The organism is Microcoleus sp. T2B6 (genome assembly GCF_036700475.1).
Lineage (GTDB): Bacteria > Cyanobacteriota > Cyanobacteriia > Cyanobacteriales > Microcoleaceae > Microcoleus.
In genome coordinates, this window is sequence record NZ_JAUBOZ010000071.1 from 1 (window position 1) to 21,431 (window position 21,431).

At 46.3% G+C, this 21,431-nt stretch carries 17 protein-coding genes; 7 read left to right on the forward strand and 10 right to left on the reverse strand.

From position 1 onward, the window contains the following. Window positions 1–198: 198 nt before the first annotated feature. Both QUA00_RS25205 and pgeF read right to left on the reverse strand, forming a co-directional pair. On the reverse strand, window positions 199–810 hold the full coding sequence (locus QUA00_RS25205; protein WP_333102270.1) for a CPP1-like family protein: 612 nt from the start codon (window positions 808–810) through the stop codon (window positions 199–201). 243 nt (window positions 811–1,053) lie between these two features. Beyond that, the gene (pgeF, locus tag QUA00_RS25210) at window positions 1,054–1,932 is read right to left on the reverse strand and encodes a peptidoglycan editing factor PgeF (RefSeq protein WP_333411565.1); all 879 of its coding nucleotides are present in this window, start codon (window positions 1,930–1,932) and stop codon (window positions 1,054–1,056) included. A gap of 672 nt (window positions 1,933–2,604) precedes the next feature. On the opposite strand from pgeF, the gene QUA00_RS25215 reads away from it, so the two are divergent. The 4 genes from QUA00_RS25215 to QUA00_RS25230 all read left to right on the forward strand — a co-directional run bounded on the left by QUA00_RS25215 (window position 2,605) and on the right by QUA00_RS25230 (window position 8,418). After that, window positions 2,605–3,783 (forward strand): transposase, encoded by a 1,179-nt coding sequence (locus QUA00_RS25215; protein ID WP_333411567.1) that lies wholly within the window; start codon window positions 2,605–2,607, stop codon window positions 3,781–3,783. Between the two features lie 102 nt (window positions 3,784–3,885). Next, the gene (locus QUA00_RS25220) at window positions 3,886–5,628 is read left to right on the forward strand and encodes a peptidoglycan DD-metalloendopeptidase family protein (RefSeq protein WP_333411568.1); all 1,743 of its coding nucleotides are present in this window, start codon (window positions 3,886–3,888) and stop codon (window positions 5,626–5,628) included. Between the two features lie 186 nt (window positions 5,629–5,814). Further along, window positions 5,815–8,133 carry a hypothetical protein gene (locus QUA00_RS25225; RefSeq protein ID WP_333411570.1) on the forward strand — a complete coding sequence of 773 codons (2,319 nt, stop codon included), beginning with the start codon at window positions 5,815–5,817 and terminating at the stop codon, window positions 8,131–8,133. Window positions 8,134–8,202: 69 nt separating this feature from the next. After that, window positions 8,203–8,418 carry a hypothetical protein gene (locus QUA00_RS25230; RefSeq protein ID WP_333411572.1) on the forward strand — a complete coding sequence of 72 codons (216 nt, stop codon included), beginning with the start codon at window positions 8,203–8,205 and terminating at the stop codon, window positions 8,416–8,418. Window positions 8,419–8,881: 463 nt separating this feature from the next. On the opposite strand, the gene QUA00_RS25235 is transcribed toward QUA00_RS25230, so the two are convergent. Then, the gene (locus QUA00_RS25235; RefSeq protein WP_333411574.1) at window positions 8,882–10,222 is read right to left on the reverse strand and encodes a glycosyltransferase family 4 protein; all 1,341 of its coding nucleotides are present in this window, start codon (window positions 10,220–10,222) and stop codon (window positions 8,882–8,884) included. 243 nt (window positions 10,223–10,465) lie between these two features. Here QUA00_RS25235 and QUA00_RS25240 point away from each other — a divergent pair, with 243 nt between their 5' ends. From QUA00_RS25240 to QUA00_RS25250, 3 genes are all read left to right on the forward strand, one after another. Continuing rightward, a complete protein-coding gene (locus QUA00_RS25240) occupies window positions 10,466–10,903 on the forward strand; it encodes a GtrA family protein (protein ID WP_333138968.1) in 438 nt (145 codons plus the stop codon). Then, the gene (locus QUA00_RS25245) at window positions 10,900–12,420 is read left to right on the forward strand and encodes a glycosyltransferase (RefSeq protein ID WP_333138965.1); all 1,521 of its coding nucleotides are present in this window, start codon (window positions 10,900–10,902) and stop codon (window positions 12,418–12,420) included. Before QUA00_RS25240 ends, QUA00_RS25245 begins: the two co-directional genes overlap by 4 nt. A 61-nt stretch (window positions 12,421–12,481) precedes the next feature. After that, window positions 12,482–13,879 carry a hypothetical protein gene (locus QUA00_RS25250; RefSeq protein WP_333138963.1) on the forward strand — a complete coding sequence of 466 codons (1,398 nt, stop codon included), beginning with the start codon at window positions 12,482–12,484 and terminating at the stop codon, window positions 13,877–13,879. Between the two features lie 62 nt (window positions 13,880–13,941). On the opposite strand, the gene QUA00_RS25255 is transcribed toward QUA00_RS25250, so the two are convergent. From QUA00_RS25255 to QUA00_RS25285, 7 genes are read right to left on the reverse strand one after another with little or no spacing between them, the layout of a single operon-like run. Next, complete coding sequence (locus tag QUA00_RS25255) at window positions 13,942–14,706, reverse strand: class I SAM-dependent methyltransferase (RefSeq protein ID WP_333138961.1); 765 nt, start codon at window positions 14,704–14,706, stop codon at window positions 13,942–13,944. 29 nt (window positions 14,707–14,735) lie between these two features. Beyond that, window positions 14,736–16,013, reverse strand: coding sequence for a glycosyltransferase (locus QUA00_RS25260; RefSeq protein WP_333411576.1), 1,278 nt, complete (start codon window positions 16,011–16,013; stop codon window positions 14,736–14,738). 46 nt (window positions 16,014–16,059) lie between these two features. Further along, window positions 16,060–16,536: a hypothetical protein gene (locus tag QUA00_RS25265; RefSeq protein WP_333307527.1), complete on the reverse strand. Its 477-nt coding sequence runs from the start codon at window positions 16,534–16,536 to the stop codon at window positions 16,060–16,062. After that, on the reverse strand, window positions 16,536–17,033 hold the full coding sequence (locus tag QUA00_RS25270) for a glycosyltransferase (RefSeq protein WP_333307531.1): 498 nt from the start codon (window positions 17,031–17,033) through the stop codon (window positions 16,536–16,538). Before QUA00_RS25270 ends, QUA00_RS25265 begins: the two co-directional genes overlap by 1 nt. Window positions 17,034–17,093: 60 nt before the next feature. After that, window positions 17,094–18,317 (reverse strand): glycosyltransferase, encoded by a 1,224-nt coding sequence (locus tag QUA00_RS25275; RefSeq protein ID WP_333411579.1) that lies wholly within the window; start codon window positions 18,315–18,317, stop codon window positions 17,094–17,096. A 21-nt stretch (window positions 18,318–18,338) separates the two neighbouring features. Next, window positions 18,339–20,135: an ABC transporter ATP-binding protein gene (locus QUA00_RS25280; RefSeq protein WP_333307534.1), complete on the reverse strand. Its 1,797-nt coding sequence runs from the start codon at window positions 20,133–20,135 to the stop codon at window positions 18,339–18,341. After that, entirely contained in the window at window positions 20,110–21,324 is a 1,215-nt protein-coding gene (locus QUA00_RS25285; protein WP_333411581.1) for a glycosyltransferase family A protein, read from the reverse strand. The genes QUA00_RS25280 and QUA00_RS25285 overlap by 26 nt, the downstream gene beginning before the upstream one ends. Window positions 21,325–21,431 lie beyond the last annotated feature (107 nt).

Sequence of the window (21,431 nt, forward strand, 5' to 3'; positions counted from 1 at the left end):
TAGTCATTAGTCATTAGTCATTAGTCATTAGTCATTAGTCATTAGTCATTAGTCATTAGTCATTAGTCATTAGTTATTAATTGTTAGCTGATGTTATTTATCAGAGGTCTTGATTTCACAGTTATTAGTTGTTGGCTGCTGACTAATGAATGTTGACTAATGACTGCTGACTAATAACTGCTGACTAATGACTGCTGACTATCGCAGAAAACCGCTGACCAGCCACAGAATTAAAAACGTAAACAAAGCGATAAATTTCTCTGTTGTTATAAATGCCGGACTGACCAAAGAACCCAAAAATCCTCCCAGCAACAAGCCTATAACCAAGCCAGCCACAGTCAGCAGCACGGCGCGACCAAATTTTTGTTCCTTGCGATTAACAAAATAAAGACAACAGCCGACCCCAAGAGCCAGAGTCAACTGTAGTAAACCATCATTAGCCGCCGGATAAATACTCAGTCCGCCTAACCCCACATACACCCCAGCCGGCCACAAAATGTCCGATCGACTAGGAGTATCGATTAACCGCTGCAACCAAGCTGGGCTGCCACTAGGAGGAGACGGAGTAAAGGTTGGGGGTGGGGGAGTCAGCCGTTCGGGAAAGCGGATGCGTTCGGGTACTTTAATTTTGCCTTCCTGTCGCTGCCGCAGGCGATCCATGAGGATCGCATCGTAAGCTGCTTCGATCAATTCCAAACGTTTCTTGTCACCGCTGTACTGCTCGCCTAGGCGCGTGCGGGCCTCTTGCACTTCATCAAAGGAAGCATCTTCATCGACTTCAAGAAGTTGATAGGGAGTTGGCTCACTCATTGTAATAACCCGCTGAAGACTCTCGTTATAGAGTAATCTTAACAAGAGAGGAAAGCGGGGCGGGAGCTCTGCCGCTTTCCCAAAAGTTTTGCTGCTAGTTTTTAGTGCTTTAAAACAGGAACCAGCAAACCTTACGAAGGTTGAAACTAGAAGGCATTTGGCATTCGTAAATAAAAAATAATGAATCCAAAGATTGTTATTTTTATCTTGGCCGTCTAAAATTTTACCTTCTGCCAAATGCCCTCAGAAGGGACTTGTCCCGCAGGCGCTCACAATTCCAGACCACTGGACTTTTTTAAGTCGATCGCGGCGGTAGGAAAAAAAGCGAGCCGAGTCAGAATAAGTACAGAAAGGAGCGATCGCCACTTGAGAAAGATCGATTCCCAACTGCTGCAATTGCAGAGCATTGCAGAGGCGAACATCCAAGCGTACTTTTCCCGGTTCCGGAGCGGCTAAGACAGGCGTTTCGGGGAGTTGATGCAAAAACTCGCAGATGCCGTCTGCTGTCGCACTAAGGGCACTCACAGGAGCAATGGTGGCTCCCAGTTCCGCTGCCACTTCCACAGATACCTGGTAAACCTCTCCAGCGATCGCCGGCCCCATAGCAATCTTCAGATTTTCTAGTTGACTGCCTTGTGCCACAAGTTGAGCGATCGCCTCTGGTAATATCTTAGCAGCAGTCCCGCGCCAACCCGCGTGAACTGCCGCAACCAGTCCCGTGCGATCGTCAGCAATCAGCACCGGCACACAGTCAGCGGAGCAAACCCACAGCGCCTCCAATTCTCGATATGCCACCAAGCCATCAGCCTCAACATAGCTTGGGGCAGCGGTTTCCGGGCCCGGAGCCACAACCGGGGACAACTCAGTGGTTTTGAGTACCGCATTGCCGTGTACCTGTTGGAGTCGGTAAACCTTAGCTCCCGGTTCGAGAACTTCCGTCAGCTCGATCGGCCCCTGGGGCGAGAAATCGCGAGTAAAAAAGCCGTGAGACCAGCGAGAAAGCAAGCTGCAAGTCAGATAGGGCAAGCCTTGCCAGCTCTGCCAGTCCCAACTGATACCGTCAGGTTGTCCGGCGCATTCAGAATCCGGAAAATTTGTCAAGCGATCGCCAGCTACAGTCATGAAACCTATCCTTACCCAAGCGCATCATTTAGCTTGTATTCTAAACAATCAAAAATTTTGTCCGCGAAGTTTAAAGTTTTGTCCGCGAAGTTTAAAGGCAGGGCCAGGTTTCAGGAAAAAATCGCGATGAGTAGGCGGTTTTAGAACAACTCACGCCCAGAGCACCATTCTCTCTCGCGCAGGCTTTCGGGCCCGTTCCGCGAAGAGTAGATTTTATTGTGGGGAGTAGGGGTTGGGCAGGAGAGCTCGCCCTGAAAAGATTATTGAGAATGGTGCAATATTTCAGGACGACCGACTGCGCCGAAATTTTGCAGAACCCCAAAAATATAGGCAACTAATTAACATAGACGAACGCCAAAGCGCTATCTATCATCAGTGTGGCAGTCACAGACTTCTAGGCAAGTGCCATCGGAATCAAAAAAACCGGCTATCGATCGCGAGTGAATGCGTAAGGCATTTGAGCTTGTTCTATGTGCAAAAAAAATTGCCTCAAGCCCGGTAAAATCAGTTAGGCCTGTATATAAAGACAAGGATGGCCATACATTCGATCCTGACCAAAAAAAGGGGATACAAGCCTCCCCCTTCTAGGGGGAATTTCGGTTCGGAATCTCTCAAGCAAGGTGTTTGAATAAACAGCACCGCATTTATTCATGTTGGCTCTACAATGGTTGTATGTTAAATCTCACCTACGAGTACAAGCTCATTCCTACCGACGCGCAACGCCAGACTTTCGACCTGTGGCTCAATATTTGCCGCAAGGTCTACAACTTTGGATTGCGAGAACGAAAAGATTGGGTTAATTCTCGTAAGTGTGAGATCAACTCGTGCAGCATTAAGCAGGAATACATGATCCCTGCTGATGCACCGCGTCCAACATTTGCCCGCCAATGCAAATCATTGGCCCAAGCAAAGAAGTTAATTCCTGAGTTGAAACTGCCTCACACCCATGTATTGCAGCAGGCATTGCGCCAACTAGAGGCAGCGTTTGTGGCGATGTGGGAACGAGGACACGGTTTTCCTAGATTCAAAAAACGGATGCGCTCATTTGTGTTCCCTCAATTGAATCTAGAATCCGTTATACGGTTTGATAATGCCGATTGGGTCAACCTACCCAAGATTGGGTTAGTTAAAATGCACCTGTCGCGTCCAATCCCTCAAGGGTTTGATGTCAAGCAAATTCGCGTTGTTAAGAGGGCTTCAGGTTACGTAGCCATGCTCAGTTTGCAATGTGATGTCGCAGTGCCTCAAGCCCCACCTTCAGGGCATGGATTAGGGATTGATTTAGGGCTAAAACATTTTTTGGCAACTTCTGATGGTGAATTGATTGATAGACCTCGATTTTTTGTGGATGGACAACGCAAGCTGAAATTGCTGCAACGTCAACTCAAGCGCAAGAAAAAAGGCTCTAGAAAGTTTCGTCAAATTGATCACCAAATAGCGAAGCACCACGAATACATCTCGAACAGTCGAAAAGACTTTCATTTCAAGACCGCACATCATTTATGTAACTGGGCCCAAACAATATTTGCTGAGGACTTGAACCTCAAAGCAATGTCAGCCGGAATGATGAGCAAGCACACGCTTGATGCAGGGTTTGGTCAGTTCCTGAATATCTTGGGTCATGTTTGCTTTAAGCGAGGTGCATACTTTGCAAAAGTAGACCCGAACCGAACCAGTCAAACTTGTCCCTTATGTCAAACCCATACAGGCAAAAAAGAACTATCCGAACGGGTGCATAGATGTCAAACGTGCGGCTATGAAACGAATCGAGATGTTGCAGCCGCGCAGGTGGTGTTGCAGCGTGGATATACAGCGGTTGGGCAAATCGCAGTGAATTTTGGGGAGGGCTAGCTACATGAGTAGTCCCAATGAACCAAGAATCCTCGTGCCTTCGGGCCGAGGAGTTGTCAATTCGAGATCCTTGTGCCCCCTGTTGAGTTGGGAAAAAAAATCGTGAAACCAGTTCCAGACAAGCAAATAACAGCCCATTTGAACACCAAACAGCAAAAAAAGAACCCTACAGGCGCCCGGAGTCGATCGCGCCTTTTGTCCGATCGCTCACTGCTGGTGGGACTGGGTTGTCTTGCCAGTCTGGGACTGCTCAGCAAAGGCTTAGTTTGGGCCCAAGCCGAAATTCCGCCAGCAGAACAAGCCGTCCCTGGCGCAGCAGACCTCCAGCCATTATTTGAAGCTCCTCTCCCGCCCCCGGAACCCGAATTCAGCGAAGGGTCGCCTGAACCCTACCCTGAACCGCAGGCAGAAGTTCCGCCGTCCGAGCCTTTCGATGCCCAACCGCCGTCCGAGCCGGAGTACGCCACCGAACCACCTCCCAGCCAATATTATCTGCCCGAGCCCGCGCTGATTCCCCTGCCAGAAGCGACGGCCCAGGAGCCGCCTTTTGAAGCGCCAGTTAACCCAGCCCACGCTGAAATCGACCAAACAGACTACAGCGTTGGCGCTACCAGCGAGTACCAAGCGCCAACAACCATAGAGTTTGCAGAACGATCGACCGGCTGCGAAGGAGGTGGCGGTTTGTGCGCGCCTCCTGCTGTTTCCGAGCCAGTGACTGCAGATGCAGGAGAACCCAACTACAGCCCGGAAACTCCGATCGCAGACGACGGTTATATTGCAGCCCCTCCTCCTCGAAATCTGCCAGAAAGCCTTCCGGGCGAGGTTCGGGAAACTGTTGCCGGAAATAGTAGCGGGAATCCTGTCAGTAAACTCGGTCAAGCCGTTCAACAAATAGGCAGCCAGGTTTGGGGCAGTTCCAACCCGCCGGAATCTGCTTACGCACCCCCACGCTACTCGGCAGACACCGGCTACTCGGCTAACATCGGCTACTCCGCAGACGCTGGATACTCGGCAGACGCGGGGTATTATGCCGGATCTGCATCTTACGGCGGCGGCGCTCCAGCGCCCAGCATGGGACTCGGCCCGGTTCAAGTCGGTGCGGTTAGTGTCAGCAGCGGCAGCAATACCGGTTTTGCTTACTACAATCTCACGCCGCGTCCCGCAGGTATGCCCGGAAATGGCAACACCAGCTTGCTGTTTCCGCTATCTATTGCTTCGGCCATTACTTCGCCGTTTGGGTGGCGGACTCATCCGGTTATGGGCTACGGCAGGTTTCACACCGGAACTGACTTGGGGGCCCCGATGGGAACGCCCGTACTGGCCGCCTATGCCGGTCAAGTGGCGATCGCAGATTGGTTGGGTGGCTACGGTTTGACTGTGGTTCTCAACCACAACAAAAAGTCTCAGGAAACTCTCTACGCTCACCTTTCGGAACTGTTTGTGAAACCGGGAGAGTGGGTGAAACAGGGAGAGACTATCGGCCGCGTCGGCAGTACGGGAATGTCTACAGGGCCTCACCTCCACTTCGAGGTTCGGCAAATGACTGACCAGGGTTGGGTGGCGATCGACCCGGGCTCTCAGCTAGAATTCGCTCTGGCAAAAATGATCGGCAGTTTGGAAACCGCCAAAGTACCCCAAATGCCGAAAATGGTGGAAATACAAACCGCTAGCGGACTCAAGGATTTGGAAAACGATCTGCCTCAGCTTCCACCTCTGCCACTGGGAATGGACATCGAAGTTCACAACCTCCAGCCGCCATTCCCGGAACTGTTAAAAGCTGACACTTCTAAGCCCAAAGAGCCCGAAGCAGTCAAACCCAAAACTCAGAAGCAAGCTAACAGGTAAAAATGGAGGCTTGGATACATTAATTTTTTAGGGGCGGGCTATTCGCCCACCCCGCAAGAAAATTGATGTTTTGTAAAATCGGCACTCCTACCCTGTGGCTGAGCATGGCGCAAGATGTGTTGATATCAGATCCGATGGATTTCTCTTTACCAGAAAAAACCTCGGAACCAAGAAAAACCAATAAAAATGGGTAACTTGCAGCTTATGCTAATAGCGCAGCATTTGTGGGAATTAATTTTATTTCTGATTATTGTAGTCTGCCCGATTCCCTTAAGCTTGTCTCTGGCCTTTGAGAATCAGAAGGAAAACGGTAACTATTCATTTCCCCATTTTCTCCTCGTACTCCTGACAGGATGGAGCATTGCACAAGTTTGTATCGGCTTGATTTTAGGAAGTGCCGAGCGACTAAATATTTCTGCGGTCATGATAGCAGAAATTATGATTGGTGCGATGGGCGTAATCCTGATTTATACCAAAAACCACAGAGCTTTTACCTTCTCGCAGTGGCAGATTCCCAAACTCAAGCAACCTCTGGGCAAATCCGAACGCCTAATTATTGTTGCCACCGCTGTTGCAGGATTTGTGCTGTGGGACACTCTAGCAAGCAAACCCACCACCAATTATGACTCATTGTGGTTTCACCTGCCTGCGATCGCCCGATGGTATCAAACCCATTCATTTACATTATTAGATCCCGCCGGAAATTGGATTTTCGATCAGGAGCAAGCACGAGTATATCCCTACAATTGGCACGTTTTGTCGGCTTTGTGTTTGCTCCCCTTCCGAGAAGATTTTCTCACAGCTTTTCCCCTGCTAATTGCGTGGGTACTTGAGGGAATTGCCGTTTATCTATTGAGCGTAAAATTTGGAGCCACCCGAATTCACGGTATGGCAGCAGCATCTTTAGTATTGACAGTACCGATGGTTCTCAACCAAGTTAACACTATTCACCCCGATTTACCGCTAGCTGCAATATTTACAGCGGGTTTGTATCTAGGTTTATCCTATCATAGCAGCCGATCGCAATCCGAACTATCCCTATTTTTGGCAGCCGCAGGAATGCTAGCCGGAATAAAAATCACGGGGATAGTCTATGCAGCCTCACTTTTAGTAGGATTAGCCATCTTAGAAATTAAAAGATTCGCGGTTAATAAAAATTCCACACCAGCTAATTTTAGAATTCGCCACTTTATCAAACCAGTCTTGCTGTGCGGCCTAGCTTGTTGCTTGTTTTTAGGAGGTTTTTGGTATGCGAGAAACTTGCTGCACATCAATTATCCTGTCGCCGATACCAGCAATATTAAAGTTCCCTTACAGCCTGTTCCCTTACAGTCTCCAGTAACTACGCCAATACCTCCCGTACAGCAGCCCACACCTATCCTACTTGTGCCGCTCGCTTCGCCGTCTTTCAATGCTTGGCAAAGCACTTTAGCAGCTCAATTTAATCCCACCAATATTTCCCACTGGCAAACTCTAGGTTTACAAATTATCATGAGATTGCAACTGCCCTTTCTGGCGATCGCACTTCAGGTATTGGCAGCACCTCTGGCTTTTATCAGAGGTAAAACCAGAACAATCAATCAAAATAATATCATTTTAATTGTAGTTCTCGCCAGCACCGGAATTCTGTATTTAATTACACCTTACACGTCAGGTACTGCGGGAGATTCGATCGGTCAAATCAGCCCTTTACTGGGTTTTAATCTCAGATACGGTTTTCCCTTTTTAAGCTTGCTGGGCATAGCCGCTGCAGCTACAGCAACTCGGATAAAAACTCCAAATCAAGTAGTTCGGGCAGTGGTTTTGGTTAGTGGTTTGTTCGGAATTACTAGCAACACAATTTTTGATTATATTAAAAATGCTTCTTTCACCGGAGATAGTATTGTTTGGGGAAGTTTGTTGATTGACAATTTTAAGTCTAACCCAATACAAGCTATTAATACTATCGGGAAAATATTAGGCCCCAGTTGGCAAGATATATTAAGAGATCCGATATTTTATCTTGTGTCAGTGACGCTGGCTGCGATATTGTGGAAAATCAATCCTGGCTATAGAGGGCTGAGTCATCTATTTCCCACTCGAAAAAAATCGATTTACATAGTGATAATTTGTGTCTGTATAGGATTGATAGTAATTGGTCATTGGAGGGAAAAGCGAGATTTTGCACGCACCGAACTGTATCGCGGTATTTACGAATATATTGATAAAAATACAGTACCTGATGAAAGAATAGGCTTCTTTTTAAGTTCCCGCAGCTACCTGTTTTATGGGAGAAATTTGGACAGACAAGTTTTATCTGTGCCGTTTAGAGCCGATCGACTTTCGGCATGGATTGACAACCTCCGGCGAAATAAAATTAGGACTGTGGGATTCGGGCCCCATACTGGGACAGACGCAGCTACCAGAAAAGCTCTATCTTGGCTGACAAGTGCCCAGGGCCCGCTGCAACAAGTTTTCGGAAAAGATTTTAATACTGAGTCGGTGTTGTATCGCTTGAAAAATTAAAATATAGCAGTTATAATTCAATACGGTTCAGTGGCGGCAGATTGGCTGCAAAATCGGGAAAATCGATTTGTGGAAACACCACACTGCTTAATCGGAGGTCTAACGGTAAACGCGCTGCCGGATAATATCTATTCTACTGGCAGCCAGCAACTGATCGATTACCTTTACAGCTACTATAATGCTATAGGCGATCGCGCGGAATTTTTCAGTTCTCAAAATGCTGGATTTGAAGGCATTAATATTCCGAAAATGCAGGTGCAAAGATATGTATCTCGCCGTAAATAACCGAGCCAAAAATACCGAATAGGGAGTATATTTGACCTTGGTTGAGATGGAGAGCAGCGGGGAAATTATCGGGAACAATCTTCTGAACCTGTGCAATAATTAATGAAGTTAGCTCGTAATAAAATTAGCTTTTATCAACAGCGTATACAGGGAGAAACCCTGAGTAGTTCTAGTTCCTAGACATCTTTGTCAGCATCCCTGAATAAATTGCTTAAGCTGTTGTGCATCTAATTTGAAAGTCAATTTTTCTACAATTATTGTGGAACGGGCATCCTGCCCGTCTCTAGATTCAATTTAAATGCGTAGCAGCTTAGTTGAAAGAATGAATATATTAAAAAAATCCGTCAAGTTAAATTTATTAAGTCTCCGATAATTGGCACAAAAAGTGACAATAAAACCCGAAAAATTAGGCGGAGATAAATTTTTCGGGCGGGGATTTTTCCAGCATTCCCAGTGCTGCGAGTCAGATATGCGGAATGTGCCCTAAAGAGCGATCGCACAAAAACTGTCGCAGTTGCACACCGATCGCCTCCAGAGAAAAATGAGTTTCCACCCGAATGCGAGCGCGCTTGCCCAACTCCCGCCCCCACGCCCGATCGTCTAAAACCCGACCGATCCCCCCTGCCAAAGCGGTTGCATCCTCACGGGGCACAACGATCCCGCCGTCAGCTTCGCCCCCCTCGAAAATATCAGGCACTCCAGGCGCGTCAGCAGCCACAACGGGCAACCCGCAAGCCATCGCCTCCAGCGGTGCCACCGGAAACCCCTCATGCCGAGAAGGCAAAGTATAAACGTCAGCAGCCGAGAGGTACTGTCGCATCAAAGCGCGATCGCGCACATATTCATTCACCCAAACAATGCCCGAAAGCTGCATCTGAGCGATTCGCTGGCTCAATTCCTCCGCGTCGCTACCAGTCCCCACCAGCAACAGCCGCAAATCTCGGCCTGGGCGATCGCGACAGATCCCTTCCCAAGCTTCCAGCAAAATATCTAACCCCTTGCGGCGGATGTCAATCCGCCCGTGACAGGCGACAATTTCAGCGTCACCAGAAAAACCCAGCAGTTGCCGAGCTTCAGCGCGATCCATTGGCCGCCACAGTTCCAAATCCAGCGGGTTAAAAATGCGGGCAATCTTGGCAGGAGGCACGCCATAGCGACTTTGCACGCGCTGTACCTCGGTTTGCGAAGCAATAATTAAACCCGCGCTCGCTTTGAGGGCGATCGGGCGCGACAAACCTTCCCAAGGACTAACCTGAAAATCGCCCCCCTGAAACGTGGCAAAAACAGGCAGCCCCATCCGCCACCCCAACCAAGTGCAAGCGTCGAAGCGCGGGTACTCGTATTCTTGGCAGAGAATCGCTTGGCAGTTTTCTCGTCGCAGTTCTGCAGCCAGCAACCCCAGCGGTGTAGCCAGGTAAGGAGTAACGCTTTTCACTCCTGCCAACATCAGACGGCCCAGGCCTCGAACCTCTCCAAACATATCCTGAACCGTCCACCCTTGAGGGTTAACCATCTGGCGGCGGACAGCTTGGTAAAGTTGAGGTGCCGGCAGGGTGCAGATTGTTGCTCCTGTGTCTTTGTGGGTGTAGCGCACGGGTTCAGCCACGCTACCAGAGATGCAGAATAACACTGTCCGCACCCCTGCCCGTCGCAGCGCCTCAATGTAGCCAAACATCCAACCCCCCGTCATTTCGTTGCAAAAAGCTTCAAAGGAAACCCCGATGGTATCTAAAAAATCTTCGATTAAATCGCCCCAGTGCAGGAGGGCGATCGTTGGTTCTGGTGGGCTATTATCAAACTTCATTTACTTTTTATCAATGCTCATTATATAATATCCAGTAAACAACTAAATAAGGCACGGGATCAAATAGATACATACGCAATCCCCGATCTACAGAAATGTTACGGGATGAGTAGCCGTTGAACGAGAGGCTCAACTTTGAGCGAGCGAGCGTTGGAACTTTTTTATAAAAAGGATGTAAAACTTTAAAAGTCACTTGACCGAACAAAACTAGCAAGTTATAAAAAAATTAGGACTCGAGCTAGAGTGAAATCTAAACAACGAATTTTTAGATATTTAATTTGTGGGATTATTACAGCAATTTTCAATGTTGTGTTAATTTATCTTATTATCGCAACTTGGAAATTTAACACACAAATTCTCCGCAATGTTGCCAATATTATTTCGATTGAAATTTCTTTATTATTTAGTTTTTTTGTTTATCGAACGTGGGTTTTGGTAAGTCATCACTCAAGTTGGCAAGAGATTTTAGGGCAGCAGATCCCTCGCTACCACATCTCTTGTGGATTAGTTGTCGCTACTCGAAGCTTCTTGGTTTTCCCTATTTTAGAGGGGTTAAAAGTGAATTATCAAATTAATACCTTAACGGGGATTATTCTCGGATCTGTTATCAACTATGTTATCAGTGAAAAATGGGTCTTCACAAAAAATAAAAATTCTGCTCAATCGGGAGATAGCAAATGATTAAAATCAATTCTGCAAACATACCACCTACCCAAGACGATCCAGATCTACTCCAGAGTCAAATTTTAGGAATTCGAGAGCAGTATCGAGATCAGTATTGGAAAAAGCGCGATGCCATTTATCAAGATAGACTCCTCTGGAGAGCGCAAACTTTCCGTCATCTAGTTCACCTAATTCCGGGTCAAACCATCTTAGAAATTGGCTGTGGCGAAGGTCTTTTTACAGAACAACTTCTCACCGTATCTCGCGGAGAAAATCCGATCACAGCAGTTACCTTTACCGAACTCCCTAAACCAGATACTTTGGTTTCTTCAGTTGAGTTTATCAATGCAATGTCTATCCCAGGAACCCTTGAAGGACGACATTTTGATTTGATTGTGGCAATGGATTTATTGGATAAGCGAAATAGCGGCTGGTTTCTCCAAAAAGTTTATGAACTTCTAAATCCGGGCGGTCAAGTCATTTTTTATGACAGTAATCCCTGGAATATCGTTCTGAGATTACGTCGATTTATTTCTCAAAATTTTGGAAATAAAGACCCCAGAAAACTCCTCAATCGTCCAGAATTATATGAACTAATTTCCGAAATTGGCTTTATTAGAATCTTTGCTATTTTCAACGATTTTGTTTATGCTCCCCTCACCAAAGACTTGATTTGGCTATTACGAAATCTTTCGATTATTCTCGAAAATACTCCTGGGTTAAAGACCCTGGCGGGATCAATTCTCATTCATGCTCAAAAGCCACCTAGAGTTATTAACAGTCCCCAAATCTCTCTGTGTGAACACGAGCAGTTACGGGGAGCAGTCTCTGTCGTCATTCCCTGCCATAATGAGGAGATGAACATCGAACCCCTAATTACTCGACTCAAGGTTTTTTTTGGCGATTATCTCCACGAAATTATTCCCGTCGATGACAATAGTCAAGATAGAACCCGTGAAGTAATTCAACGTTTAGCAGACGCAGATCCCTTGATTAAACCTGTCTTCCGGGTTCCACCCAATGGCGTAGGAAGAGCGCTTGCAGATGGCTATCGAGTAGCGACAGGGCAGTATATTTTATCAATGGATTGTGATTTTCAGCATCTTCTTCCAGAAATTCGCGATTTGTTTGACAAGGCAAATCAGGGCTATGATGTAGTAGTGGGCAGTCGATTTTCCCGCCATAGCGTATTGCTTAATTACCCTTTATCTAAAATAATTGTCAATCGAGGATTTCATCTCTTGGCACAGATATTATTCCTGCGAAATTTTCGGGATTTAACCAATAATCTCAAACTCATGCGGCGAGAGGTAGTTGAGAACCTAGAACTTACTCAGCCAGGATTTGCCATCAATGCAGAGACAGGACTGCAACCTCTTTTGAAAGGTTATTCACTCATTGAAGTTCCCATTTCTTGGATTAATCGTACCCCAGATATGGGAATTTCATCGTTTCGACTGATCCGAGTAGGTGGGGGATATGGGCAAGTTTTGTGGCAATTGTGGTTAAAAAATCTGTTCAAGAAAAGGCGCTAACAAAATCATCACTCGCCAGTTCAAAATCTCGTGATTAACAGTACATTAGGACTATACTTCTATGTCTATTGTTTCCAGCGATCGCAACTCCAAGCTATTTGTCTGGGGTATTTGGTTAGCAATGCTAATCGCTGCTTTCATCTGTTTAGCGAACTATGGGAGAAATATTCCCCTGGCCGAAGATTGGTTGTTGGTTAAGCCCTTGACAGGACATGAACCCCACCTAGTTAGTTGGTTATGGCAGCAGAATAATGAACATCGTATCCCTTTACCACGCCTAATTTTGTTAACTTTGCTCAAGTTTACTAAGGGTGATTTTCGTTCAGGGATGGTACTTAATGTCGTGACATTCGCTTTTGTTGCTGCGGCTGCCATTCAAGTCGCTCGCTCTTTGCGAGGGGGAAAAACCAGCTATGCGGATGCCTTTTTTCCCATTGCTTTATTGAATATCAGCAATTGGCCTAATCTGTTTTGGAGTTGGCAGTTTACCCAAGTCTTGCCTACTGCCCTCACCTACATTATAGTCTTTGTCTTTGTCATTCAACCCACTCTGACAACGCCTTTAGCAGTAGCAATCGGTGGGGTGAGTTTGGTTGCACTTCCCTTTTGTGGAGCGAATGGGTTGTTATTAGTTCCTTTGCTCGCACCTTGGTTCATCTATCGTGGCTTTATCAACTTCTACGCTACGGATTCCAAAGATAAACAGCGATCGGCGAGTATTATTTCAATCAGTTTGGCAGCGATTGCCTTGTGTTTAATAGGTGTATATTTTATTGGCTATCAACGTCCCACTTGGAATCCCCCCAGTCCCGGTTTAGGGCCCACACTCCAGACAGTTGCTAAATTTTTAGCTTACAGTTTCGGAGGCGTTGCTGCTTATTCGTGGAGTTTTTTTGTATTGATAGCCTTTGGGATTTTCATGCCTACTTTGGGAGTAGTCATTTTAGGCATTGTAAGCCATCAAGGTTTGGAGAGACAGCGAGCCTTGACAATGCTCTTATTATGTGGTGTTTTCGGTGTTTATTCCTTAGCAGTAGGCTATGGTAGAGCTGGACTGATTCCATCTCAAGGATTCCCCATGCGATACGTGATGTTTGCAGTTCCCATGCTATGTACAACCTTCTTTATTTGGGAATTGTACGGCTCTCGAAAATGGCAACAAATTGTTCAGTGGGGACTGTTTTTAGGGATGTTGCTACTGCTTCCTTTAAATACCCTAGCTGGGTTTCAGATGTTTGGCAATTGGTATGATGGTGTCATGGACTCAGTTGAGCAAGATATTGCTAATGGAATTCCTCGATCGCTCCTCGCTAAGCGTCACCGAGATTCTCTGGTTCACTGGTGGAGCGATCGGGAATTGGCAGATAATATGCAGATGCTTTACCAAGCTCGAGTAGGAGTTTTTGCTCAAATGCGAGAAGATACGGTTAATGATTCCGATAAAAATATTGCCCAGTAAATCAGTTTTTAACAGCGCCTCTGCGAACGCACCATTTCCTGCCTTCCGCCTGATGTTTCTCCCTACTTTTGCCAAGCGTATGCAGTTTCCGTCCCCAATGATTCAGGTTTATGCAGCCAATAGCTCACCCAGGTTAAAGGAGTGAGTGCAGTACAAAAAAATTGGCGCTTGAGAGAAGATAAACGGGAGAAAGCAACATCATGACAAAGTACCGTCAATGGATTAATAAAAGTCGCAGAGATTTGGCAAGGAAAACCAATTAATGCTGTCAGTTCATCGATCGTATAGCCGCGCCGGACATGACCCCATTCTGCCATCACCTCCGCTTCCGGTGGGCAAAGTGGTTTCATAAATCCATAGTAGGGAAACCGCCAATTTTCATTGGGAGTGCTCACTAATAAAAATCCCTTGGGTTTGAGCACTCGCAGCGCTTCTGAGATTGCTTTTTGATGGTCGGGAACGTGCTCGATCACGTCAAACATCGTTACTATATCAAATGATTCATTTTCAAACGGTAAATTCGTGGCATCACCGCAGATGAAGCGGACTTTTTCTTGTTGGTTACAAGGGGCATTTGCATATTTAGGATCGAGGTCAATGTTGGTAATCTGTGCTTGCGGATAGAGTAAAGCCGTCAAGCCGCCTTGACCGCCTCCGACTTCTAATACTTCTTTACAGGGAACGTCAGGGGCAATGCGGTAAATTGCTCGCATCTTTTCCCGATAAAAGAATCCTTGAGTCAAACCATGCGGAAAGGGGTTGCGGGATAAAAAACGACCCAAATTTTCTTTATTTCCTCTTGTCTCTGACGGATGAATTGCTACCATTGTTTTTTTCCTATAAACTCCAAAAATTACTAATTTTTGTGACTCTGATTCTGGATATAAAATTGTACTCCAGCCAAACAGCCTAACGCCTCAGAAAAGAGCGTTTTATTGACCCCTCTAAATCCTGTCAACGATCCTATGATGAATCGCTTGACATAATATCTAGGCAAAGCGATGAAAACGCGACGCAAGTTGCCCCAGTGTTTGTACCTTTCAAACTGCACAAAAAGCGCTGCGATATGTCCGCGCATATAGTGATACATTTGGTGTTTTAAGCTATCCAGATCGCCGCGGTGGTAGTGGTAAACGACCGCTGTTGGTTCATAGCGACAAAACCAGCCTTCGGCAAGCACTCTATACCAAATTTCAGAGTCTTCACTACACCCAGAAGCGCCTGCACCCAACCGTTCGTCAAAGTATCCAATTTTATCAAAAAGTTCGCGCCGGAACGCCATATTTGCCCCTGCACCAATGCGCCAAACGGGGACAGCGAACGGCTTCATTTCCTCAAAAAATTGAGTATCAAAGGTTGTAGGGCGGTATCCCCATCCGAAGCCAGTATGACCTTTTTGGAAGATCAATTGGGCTTCATTTTCAAGTTCTGCTGGTAGAATAAGTCCCGTCATGGCGATGACGCGATCGCCCTGGAAACTTTGGGCAATTCTGGCAATCCAATCAGGATGAACAATCACATCATCATCAGTAAAAGCAATTATATTGCCTGTACTGTGATGGATGCCAGTATTGCGGGCCACGCTCAAACCAGGGCGAGGTTCTAAGACATATTTAACCTCTGGTATTTTGGCAACTAATTGCTGCGTAGCGTCTGAACTAGGAGCATTGTCAACAACAATAATTTCGTGGGGGAGATGGGATAAGTTTTGGAAGGATTGCAAACATCGCTCTAATTGTTCTGGTCGATTTCGAGTACAGATCACAACAGAAACAGTTTCACTATTTAAGTGTGAAAAGTGTTGCTCAAGCTTTGCAAGAGGTTGTTCCAAAGCCATTAGAGCTTGGAACTCAGGGGGGCGATCGCGCGCCGGATTCTTGGAAATAACTGGCAAAGCTGCTTTAAAACCTTGCTCTAGCAAATGGCTACCGATGGTAGGAGTAATTGCTTGTACCGCTAAATTAGTCAATTCTGTTGCTGACATTGGCAACTGAGCGGCTAAAATCTCCTGTTGACCAAGGGGTATATTATGCCACCAAAATACAGTGTAAATGCCCCCATAACCAGGAATTAAAGGCAAGTCAGGAATGGCTTTACTTAGCTCTACGTTAATAACTTTCCAGGAGTTGCTCACAGAAATTACCTCAAAGTAGCAATAGATTTATCGGGTGGCTAACCGACTAATTTTGCCCGACCCAAGAACTCTCGGCGTTCCTCCGGTTCATGCGGATCATCCGGTTAATTCCGGCCCACTTACCCCGCACAAAACTTTTGTTGATCTCCACTTCCGCCGGATTCATTCGCCCCAAAGCCGTTCTTAAAGATTGAATTACGATATTTTGGGAAGCTTTTACCCCATCCCAAATAAATTTAAACAACCAATCTTGATAAGAACCCGACCAGAGAAGAGAATCGCCCAAAACTTGAGAAGTCCCTAGACCATAGTTAATATCTATCAAGTATTTTTGAGAAGTACGCCTACTTGGAATAAAGTGCTTTAACTGGCAATCAGGAGTGTACCAAAGATCGTATCCCGCACCATAAATCCGCAAAGCAATTTCCACATCTCCCCCTGATATCAGCTTGGTGCCGATGCGATCGTGAAGTAACGGTTTATCAATCCAACCAGTATGTGCCAAAGCTCCTCTATTCAACACTAATCCTGCTCCCACGAGACAAGATTTTTTTTGGGTTCTGTGCCGTGTTCTTGTTGTGCGAAGGAGTAACCATAATTCAATACATATTTAGGCGGTGGAGTTTCCCAATCTAAAATCACTCGCCCACCAAAAGCGCCGCAGTCAGGATGAGTCGCAGCAAATTTAACAGCTTGCTCCACCCAATCTTCTGCCAGGAAGCAATCGTCATCTACGAAAGCAATCCAATCAGCCGTTGTATTTTGAACCCCGTAGTGGCGCGCATAGGTTAATCCTTGCTGTGTTTCTGAGCCTGTAGAAAGGTAGGGAATTGTTCCCGACACTCGATATTTTTCGACAACTTCCTGCGTGTTATCCGTGCAGTTATTATCGACCACTAACACCTTCCACTCTAATTCGGGCGACACTTGCTGTTGGGCAAGGGCCGATAGAGCTTTGTTGAGAAGAGGAGCATTGTTATAAGTACAGATGACGATATCAATGGGCGGAAGCTTAGTCATATTTAATTGTCGTTTCCTGCATGGAACGAGAAATAGATTTCTGAAGCAAATCTCCTTTTTTTAGGCAAATTGCCGCCGAATCTGCTCGATACGTTTTAAAGAACGGGGGTACTCGCCAAAAAGCCCTACGATCCCACCCCACATTTCAGCTAAAATCATCGTTGGGGGCAAAGGATGACAGCCCCTAATACTCTTTTGCAATTCATCTAACTGATAGCCCATCCACCAAGCGATCAGCCGGATTAGCTGCGATCTCTTGGCAGGATCGGTCTGATAGGATTTTATCACAAAAGCCATAAAACCTAACCCCCAAGTCCAATACTGGCGGCGCAGTTTTTCATATTCCCGGCGGTGTTGGTGAAACACCAGATAGCGAGGGTCATAGACGAGGGGATAGCCAGCGCGAACAACTCGATAAAAAATATCTAAATCGCCACCGCCGGGGAGGGGCGCACCTGTATCGAGTGCATCATCAAATCCCCCTAGTTTGAGTAAAACATCGCGGCGAAATGCCATATTGCAGCCAGCTCCAAATATGCCTGCACCACAGGGGTATAACGGATTGTGAGGCAATATTTTGCCATAACGAATTTTCTCAAATCCGCGCCGAAAACCGCCCCGACTTTCAAATAAAATTTGGGCTTCAGTGGCTAACTCATAAGGTAGCACTAACCCTGTAAAACCACCCGCATCGGGATTTTCGGCCCAAGCTTCCCTCAATCCGTTCAGCCATTGGCGATCGGGCGTGACATCATCATCTAGAAAAGCTAATATTTCCCCAGTTGCTTCCTGCAAGGCGCGATTGCGAGCGAAGTCTAAACCGGGTTTTGGTTCCCTGGCATAGCGAACTCCTGGTAGGGAGTCTACCAATTCTTTTGTTTTTTCATTAGAAGGTGCATTATCAATTACTAACACTTCAAAGTTAAGATTTTCACCGGAAATAGGTGTTTGCAACTTGAGTAAATGTTGCAGACACCGGGCCAGGTTTTCCGGCCGATCTTTCGTACAAATTGCCACTGTGAGCGAGGGAAAAGTATCGCCTTTTTCGGTAGGATTTAACTCTTCTCTAATCGCTTCCTGAAGTAACTTAGCGCCGACTTCCCGTTCAATCATTTTAGCTAAATCTTCAGGATAAAGGACGCTCTTTGGAGGAAGAGGCTGCATGATCAAACCAACAGCTTTATCTTTTCGCCGCACCACTAAGGCAATTCCTGTATCTTCCTCAGAAATTGTCAGAGTGGGAAGGGGCTGTGTCACTTCAATGTCAATAATCGGATAAGGCATAAGTGATTCACCAAATTCCTATTAGTTTTGTAAGTTGCGGTGTTGCAGGTGATAAAGCTTGGCAAACAAGCCATCGAGTTTTAGCAAATACTGGAGGTTCCCTTGTTCGATCGCCCTGCCATTTTCCATCACAATAATTTTATCGGCATTTTCAATCGTCGATAAGCGGTGAGCAATGACAATGACGGTGCGGTTCTGGCTGAGCGTGTTGAGGGCCTCCTGAATCAAGTTTTCAGCAATACTATCTAGAGCATTCGTTGCTTCATCCAAAATTAGAATATCGGGGTCGCGGACAATCGCGCGAGCGAGGGCAATACGCTGCCTTTGTCCGCCAGAAAGGCGAACGCCGCGATCGCCCACTTTCGTGTCATACCCTTCCGGCAGTTGGCTAATGAAATCGTGAGCATTGGCAAGTTTTGCAGCGTCAAAAATTTCTGCCTCCGTTGCTTCCAAGCGCCCGTAGGCGATATTATCCTTCACCGTCCCGCTAAAGATATGAACCTCTTGGCTGACAATCGCAATTCCCTTTCGCCAGTCCGTTAAATTCAGTTCTTGTAAGGGGCTGTTGTCAATATAAATTTCTCCTGAAGTTGGCTCGTAAAAGCGACAGAGTAGGCTGATAATGCTCGATTTTCCCGCACCAGATGGCCCCACTAAAGCCGTCGTTTGGCCGCGTTTGAACTCGACGGAGACAGCCTCTATTGCCGGCCGATCTTCAGGGTTGTAAGTTAAGGAAACTGACTCAAAATAGATCGCCTGCTTCAACTTGTCAAAGGGAACGTTACCTGAGCGGATGTAAGGTTTATCAGAAGTGTCTAAAAAAGCCATCACCAGTTCAGCAGAACTGGCGGTAGATATTAAACCTAGCCTCGCTACATCTAGCTGTTGCACCTGTGGTTGCAAGCGGTAGAGTATGAATAAAAAAGTCAGCAGCGTTGGCATAGCTGACTGGTTTTGCAGGAGGGCGAGCCCCAAAATTCCTAGCAGGAGGAGTGCGGAAAAAACTTCATAGAGCGGATTGATGAGCCCTCCCAGCATATCGAGTTGGAAAAAGGTGTTTCGCACCTGCTGGGAAGCGCGATCGAAGCGTTCTTGCTCATAAGGTTCCCGTCCAAAGGAGCGGATGGTTCTCATCCCCCCTAATCCTTCCCACATTCGGACAGCGAGCTGAGAATTGGCGTCTACAGCTTGCTGTGCGAGATGTTTGACTCGGCGCGTCACAAATTGGATGAACTGCGAAATTAGGAAGAGGGATATACTGATAATTAAGGTGAGTTGCCAAGAGATGAGTAGCAACAGTGTTGCCAGGACAGTAATCGTACAAGCATACGTAATCAAGTTAACAAACAAACTCAAAGCTTTGCTAGTCTGCCAACTCTCTGTCGCCAAAATATTCATAATCTTTCCCGATTCGCTGCGCTCTAAGAAAGAGTAGCTAACGGTTAAAGTTTGGTTAAAAATTTGGCAGCGCAATCGGTTGCTAATTCGCGAATTTAACCAAGCAAAAAGCAGAGAATTACTATAGACAATCAGGTTTTTGATGAGGATGCTGACTAAAATACACAAGGGGATGATTAAGACCCGATAGCTATCAGGGACAGCAGCGAATATCTTCATCAGAGAATCAATGAAAGAATTGCCAGTTACAGCCTGAGTTTCTTCTTGCTGTAAAGTTTGCAAAAAGGGAATGAATAAGCTAATGCCAAAGCCGTCGGAAAGGGAAGCAAGCATACCCAAGGAAATCATTGCCGGGATGGCCCAAGGGTATATCTTGAGGAGGGGAAGCAGAGTTTTAATAGCCTGAATCTCTTTTTTCATAAGACAACTCTGCCTGTGCCGATGGAGTGGCGCTAATGTTCACTTGAGGGAGCATGTCAATATCTGCTTGATTTCGCTTGACAATGCGGGAAATTGAGCGGTGAAAAATGTTCCCAATCCTTACCATCGATTCGATATTTTTGCGCCGACTCTCAACCAGCAGCTCTCGGCTGCTGAGTTTACAGTCAGAGGATTGCGGCTCTTGTGAACTCAGAGGTGTCTCCAGAGCAGCTTGAGGTTTCCAAAACTGGGATAATAGGTTTAAAAGGCTCTTCCCCAATACTCTGTAAAAACCATAACGGGACAACGGTGAGATGCACTCAGCTTTTAAAGCTTGGAATAACCAAAATAGCGCGGTGCGATCGCGGCCATTCCGACTACTTTGGTGTGCTAAATACATCAAAAAATTACTGGCTGACAATCGGTGTAGGAACTCGGGAATTTCCGGATGCCGTTGCTTTACATCTTGCAGCATTAATGCGTGAGACTTCGCCATCACCATATAATTGCTAGACATACTGCTGTCAACTTTGCGGTATCCAATTAGAAATTCCGGCACCACTCCGAATTGATAGTATTCTGCCAGTCGCAGGTACAAGTCCCAATCTTCACAGCCTTGAGCACTCTTCTCTATATAGCTAGTGGCGTAAAAGCCCACCTTATCTAAAGCAGAACGCCGGATCATCGAAGCGCTAGCATTGCCTAAAAAGTTGTGGCAAATTAAGGTTGCATAAACTTCACCTTCCATCGTAAAAGCGCGGAGTCCCCCGGTTAAAGATCCCTTTTCATCAATATCTAATGACCAAGAATAGACGACTCCTAACGATGGCTCTCCCTCCATCATACATTGAACTTGTTTTTCTATGTTTTCAGGATACCAAATATCATCGGCATCAAGGGGGGCAATGTATTCTCCTCTCGACTTCTGAATTCCTAAGTTGCGAGCAGCAGCGACCCCAGCATTGGGCTGTTTCAAAAGCTGGACGCGAGAATCTTTTTGGCTGATTTTTTCGACAATTTCAGCGGTTCGATCCAGGGAACCATCATCGACTACTAAAACTTCAATGGCTGGATAAGTTTGAGCCAGAACAGATTTGAGAGTTTCTTCAATAAATTGCTCAGCGTTGTATGCAGGGATAATGACTGAGACGAGAGGTAAATTGGGAGATTTTTGAGAATCTGGCTGCATTGGTTTTTAACAAGGTTTTTCAAATTTTTTTTTTGCTTTGTAGATTGGCCTCTCTACCTTACACTCGTCGCAGTCAGGACTTACACAGTCGGTGGAAGAGATAGCCA

Bases quoted from the DNA above. Each gene is read 5' to 3' on its own strand.
- QUA00_RS25205 (WP_333102270.1), bottom strand. From the start codon at position 810: ATGAGTGAGCCAACTCCCTATCAACTTCTTGAAGTCGATGAAGATGCT.
- pgeF (WP_333411565.1), bottom strand. From the start codon at position 1,932: ATGACTGTAGCTGGCGATCGCTTGACAAATTTTCCGGATTCTGAATGC.
- QUA00_RS25215 (WP_333411567.1), top strand. From the start codon at position 2,605: ATGTTAAATCTCACCTACGAGTACAAGCTCATTCCTACCGACGCGCAA.
- QUA00_RS25225 (WP_333411570.1), top strand. From the start codon at position 5,815: ATGGGTAACTTGCAGCTTATGCTAATAGCGCAGCATTTGTGGGAATTA.
- QUA00_RS25235 (WP_333411574.1), bottom strand. From the start codon at position 10,222: ATGAAGTTTGATAATAGCCCACCAGAACCAACGATCGCCCTCCTGCAC.
- QUA00_RS25245 (WP_333138965.1), top strand. From the start codon at position 10,900: ATGATTAAAATCAATTCTGCAAACATACCACCTACCCAAGACGATCCA.
- QUA00_RS25250 (WP_333138963.1), top strand. From the start codon at position 12,482: ATGTCTATTGTTTCCAGCGATCGCAACTCCAAGCTATTTGTCTGGGGT.
- QUA00_RS25255 (WP_333138961.1), bottom strand. From the start codon at position 14,706: ATGGTAGCAATTCATCCGTCAGAGACAAGAGGAAATAAAGAAAATTTG.
- QUA00_RS25270 (WP_333307531.1), bottom strand. From the start codon at position 17,033: ATGACTAAGCTTCCGCCCATTGATATCGTCATCTGTACTTATAACAAT.
- QUA00_RS25275 (WP_333411579.1), bottom strand. From the start codon at position 18,317: ATGCCTTATCCGATTATTGACATTGAAGTGACACAGCCCCTTCCCACT.
- QUA00_RS25280 (WP_333307534.1), bottom strand. From the start codon at position 20,135: ATGAAAAAAGAGATTCAGGCTATTAAAACTCTGCTTCCCCTCCTCAAG.
- QUA00_RS25285 (WP_333411581.1), bottom strand. From the start codon at position 21,324: ATGCAGCCAGATTCTCAAAAATCTCCCAATTTACCTCTCGTCTCAGTC.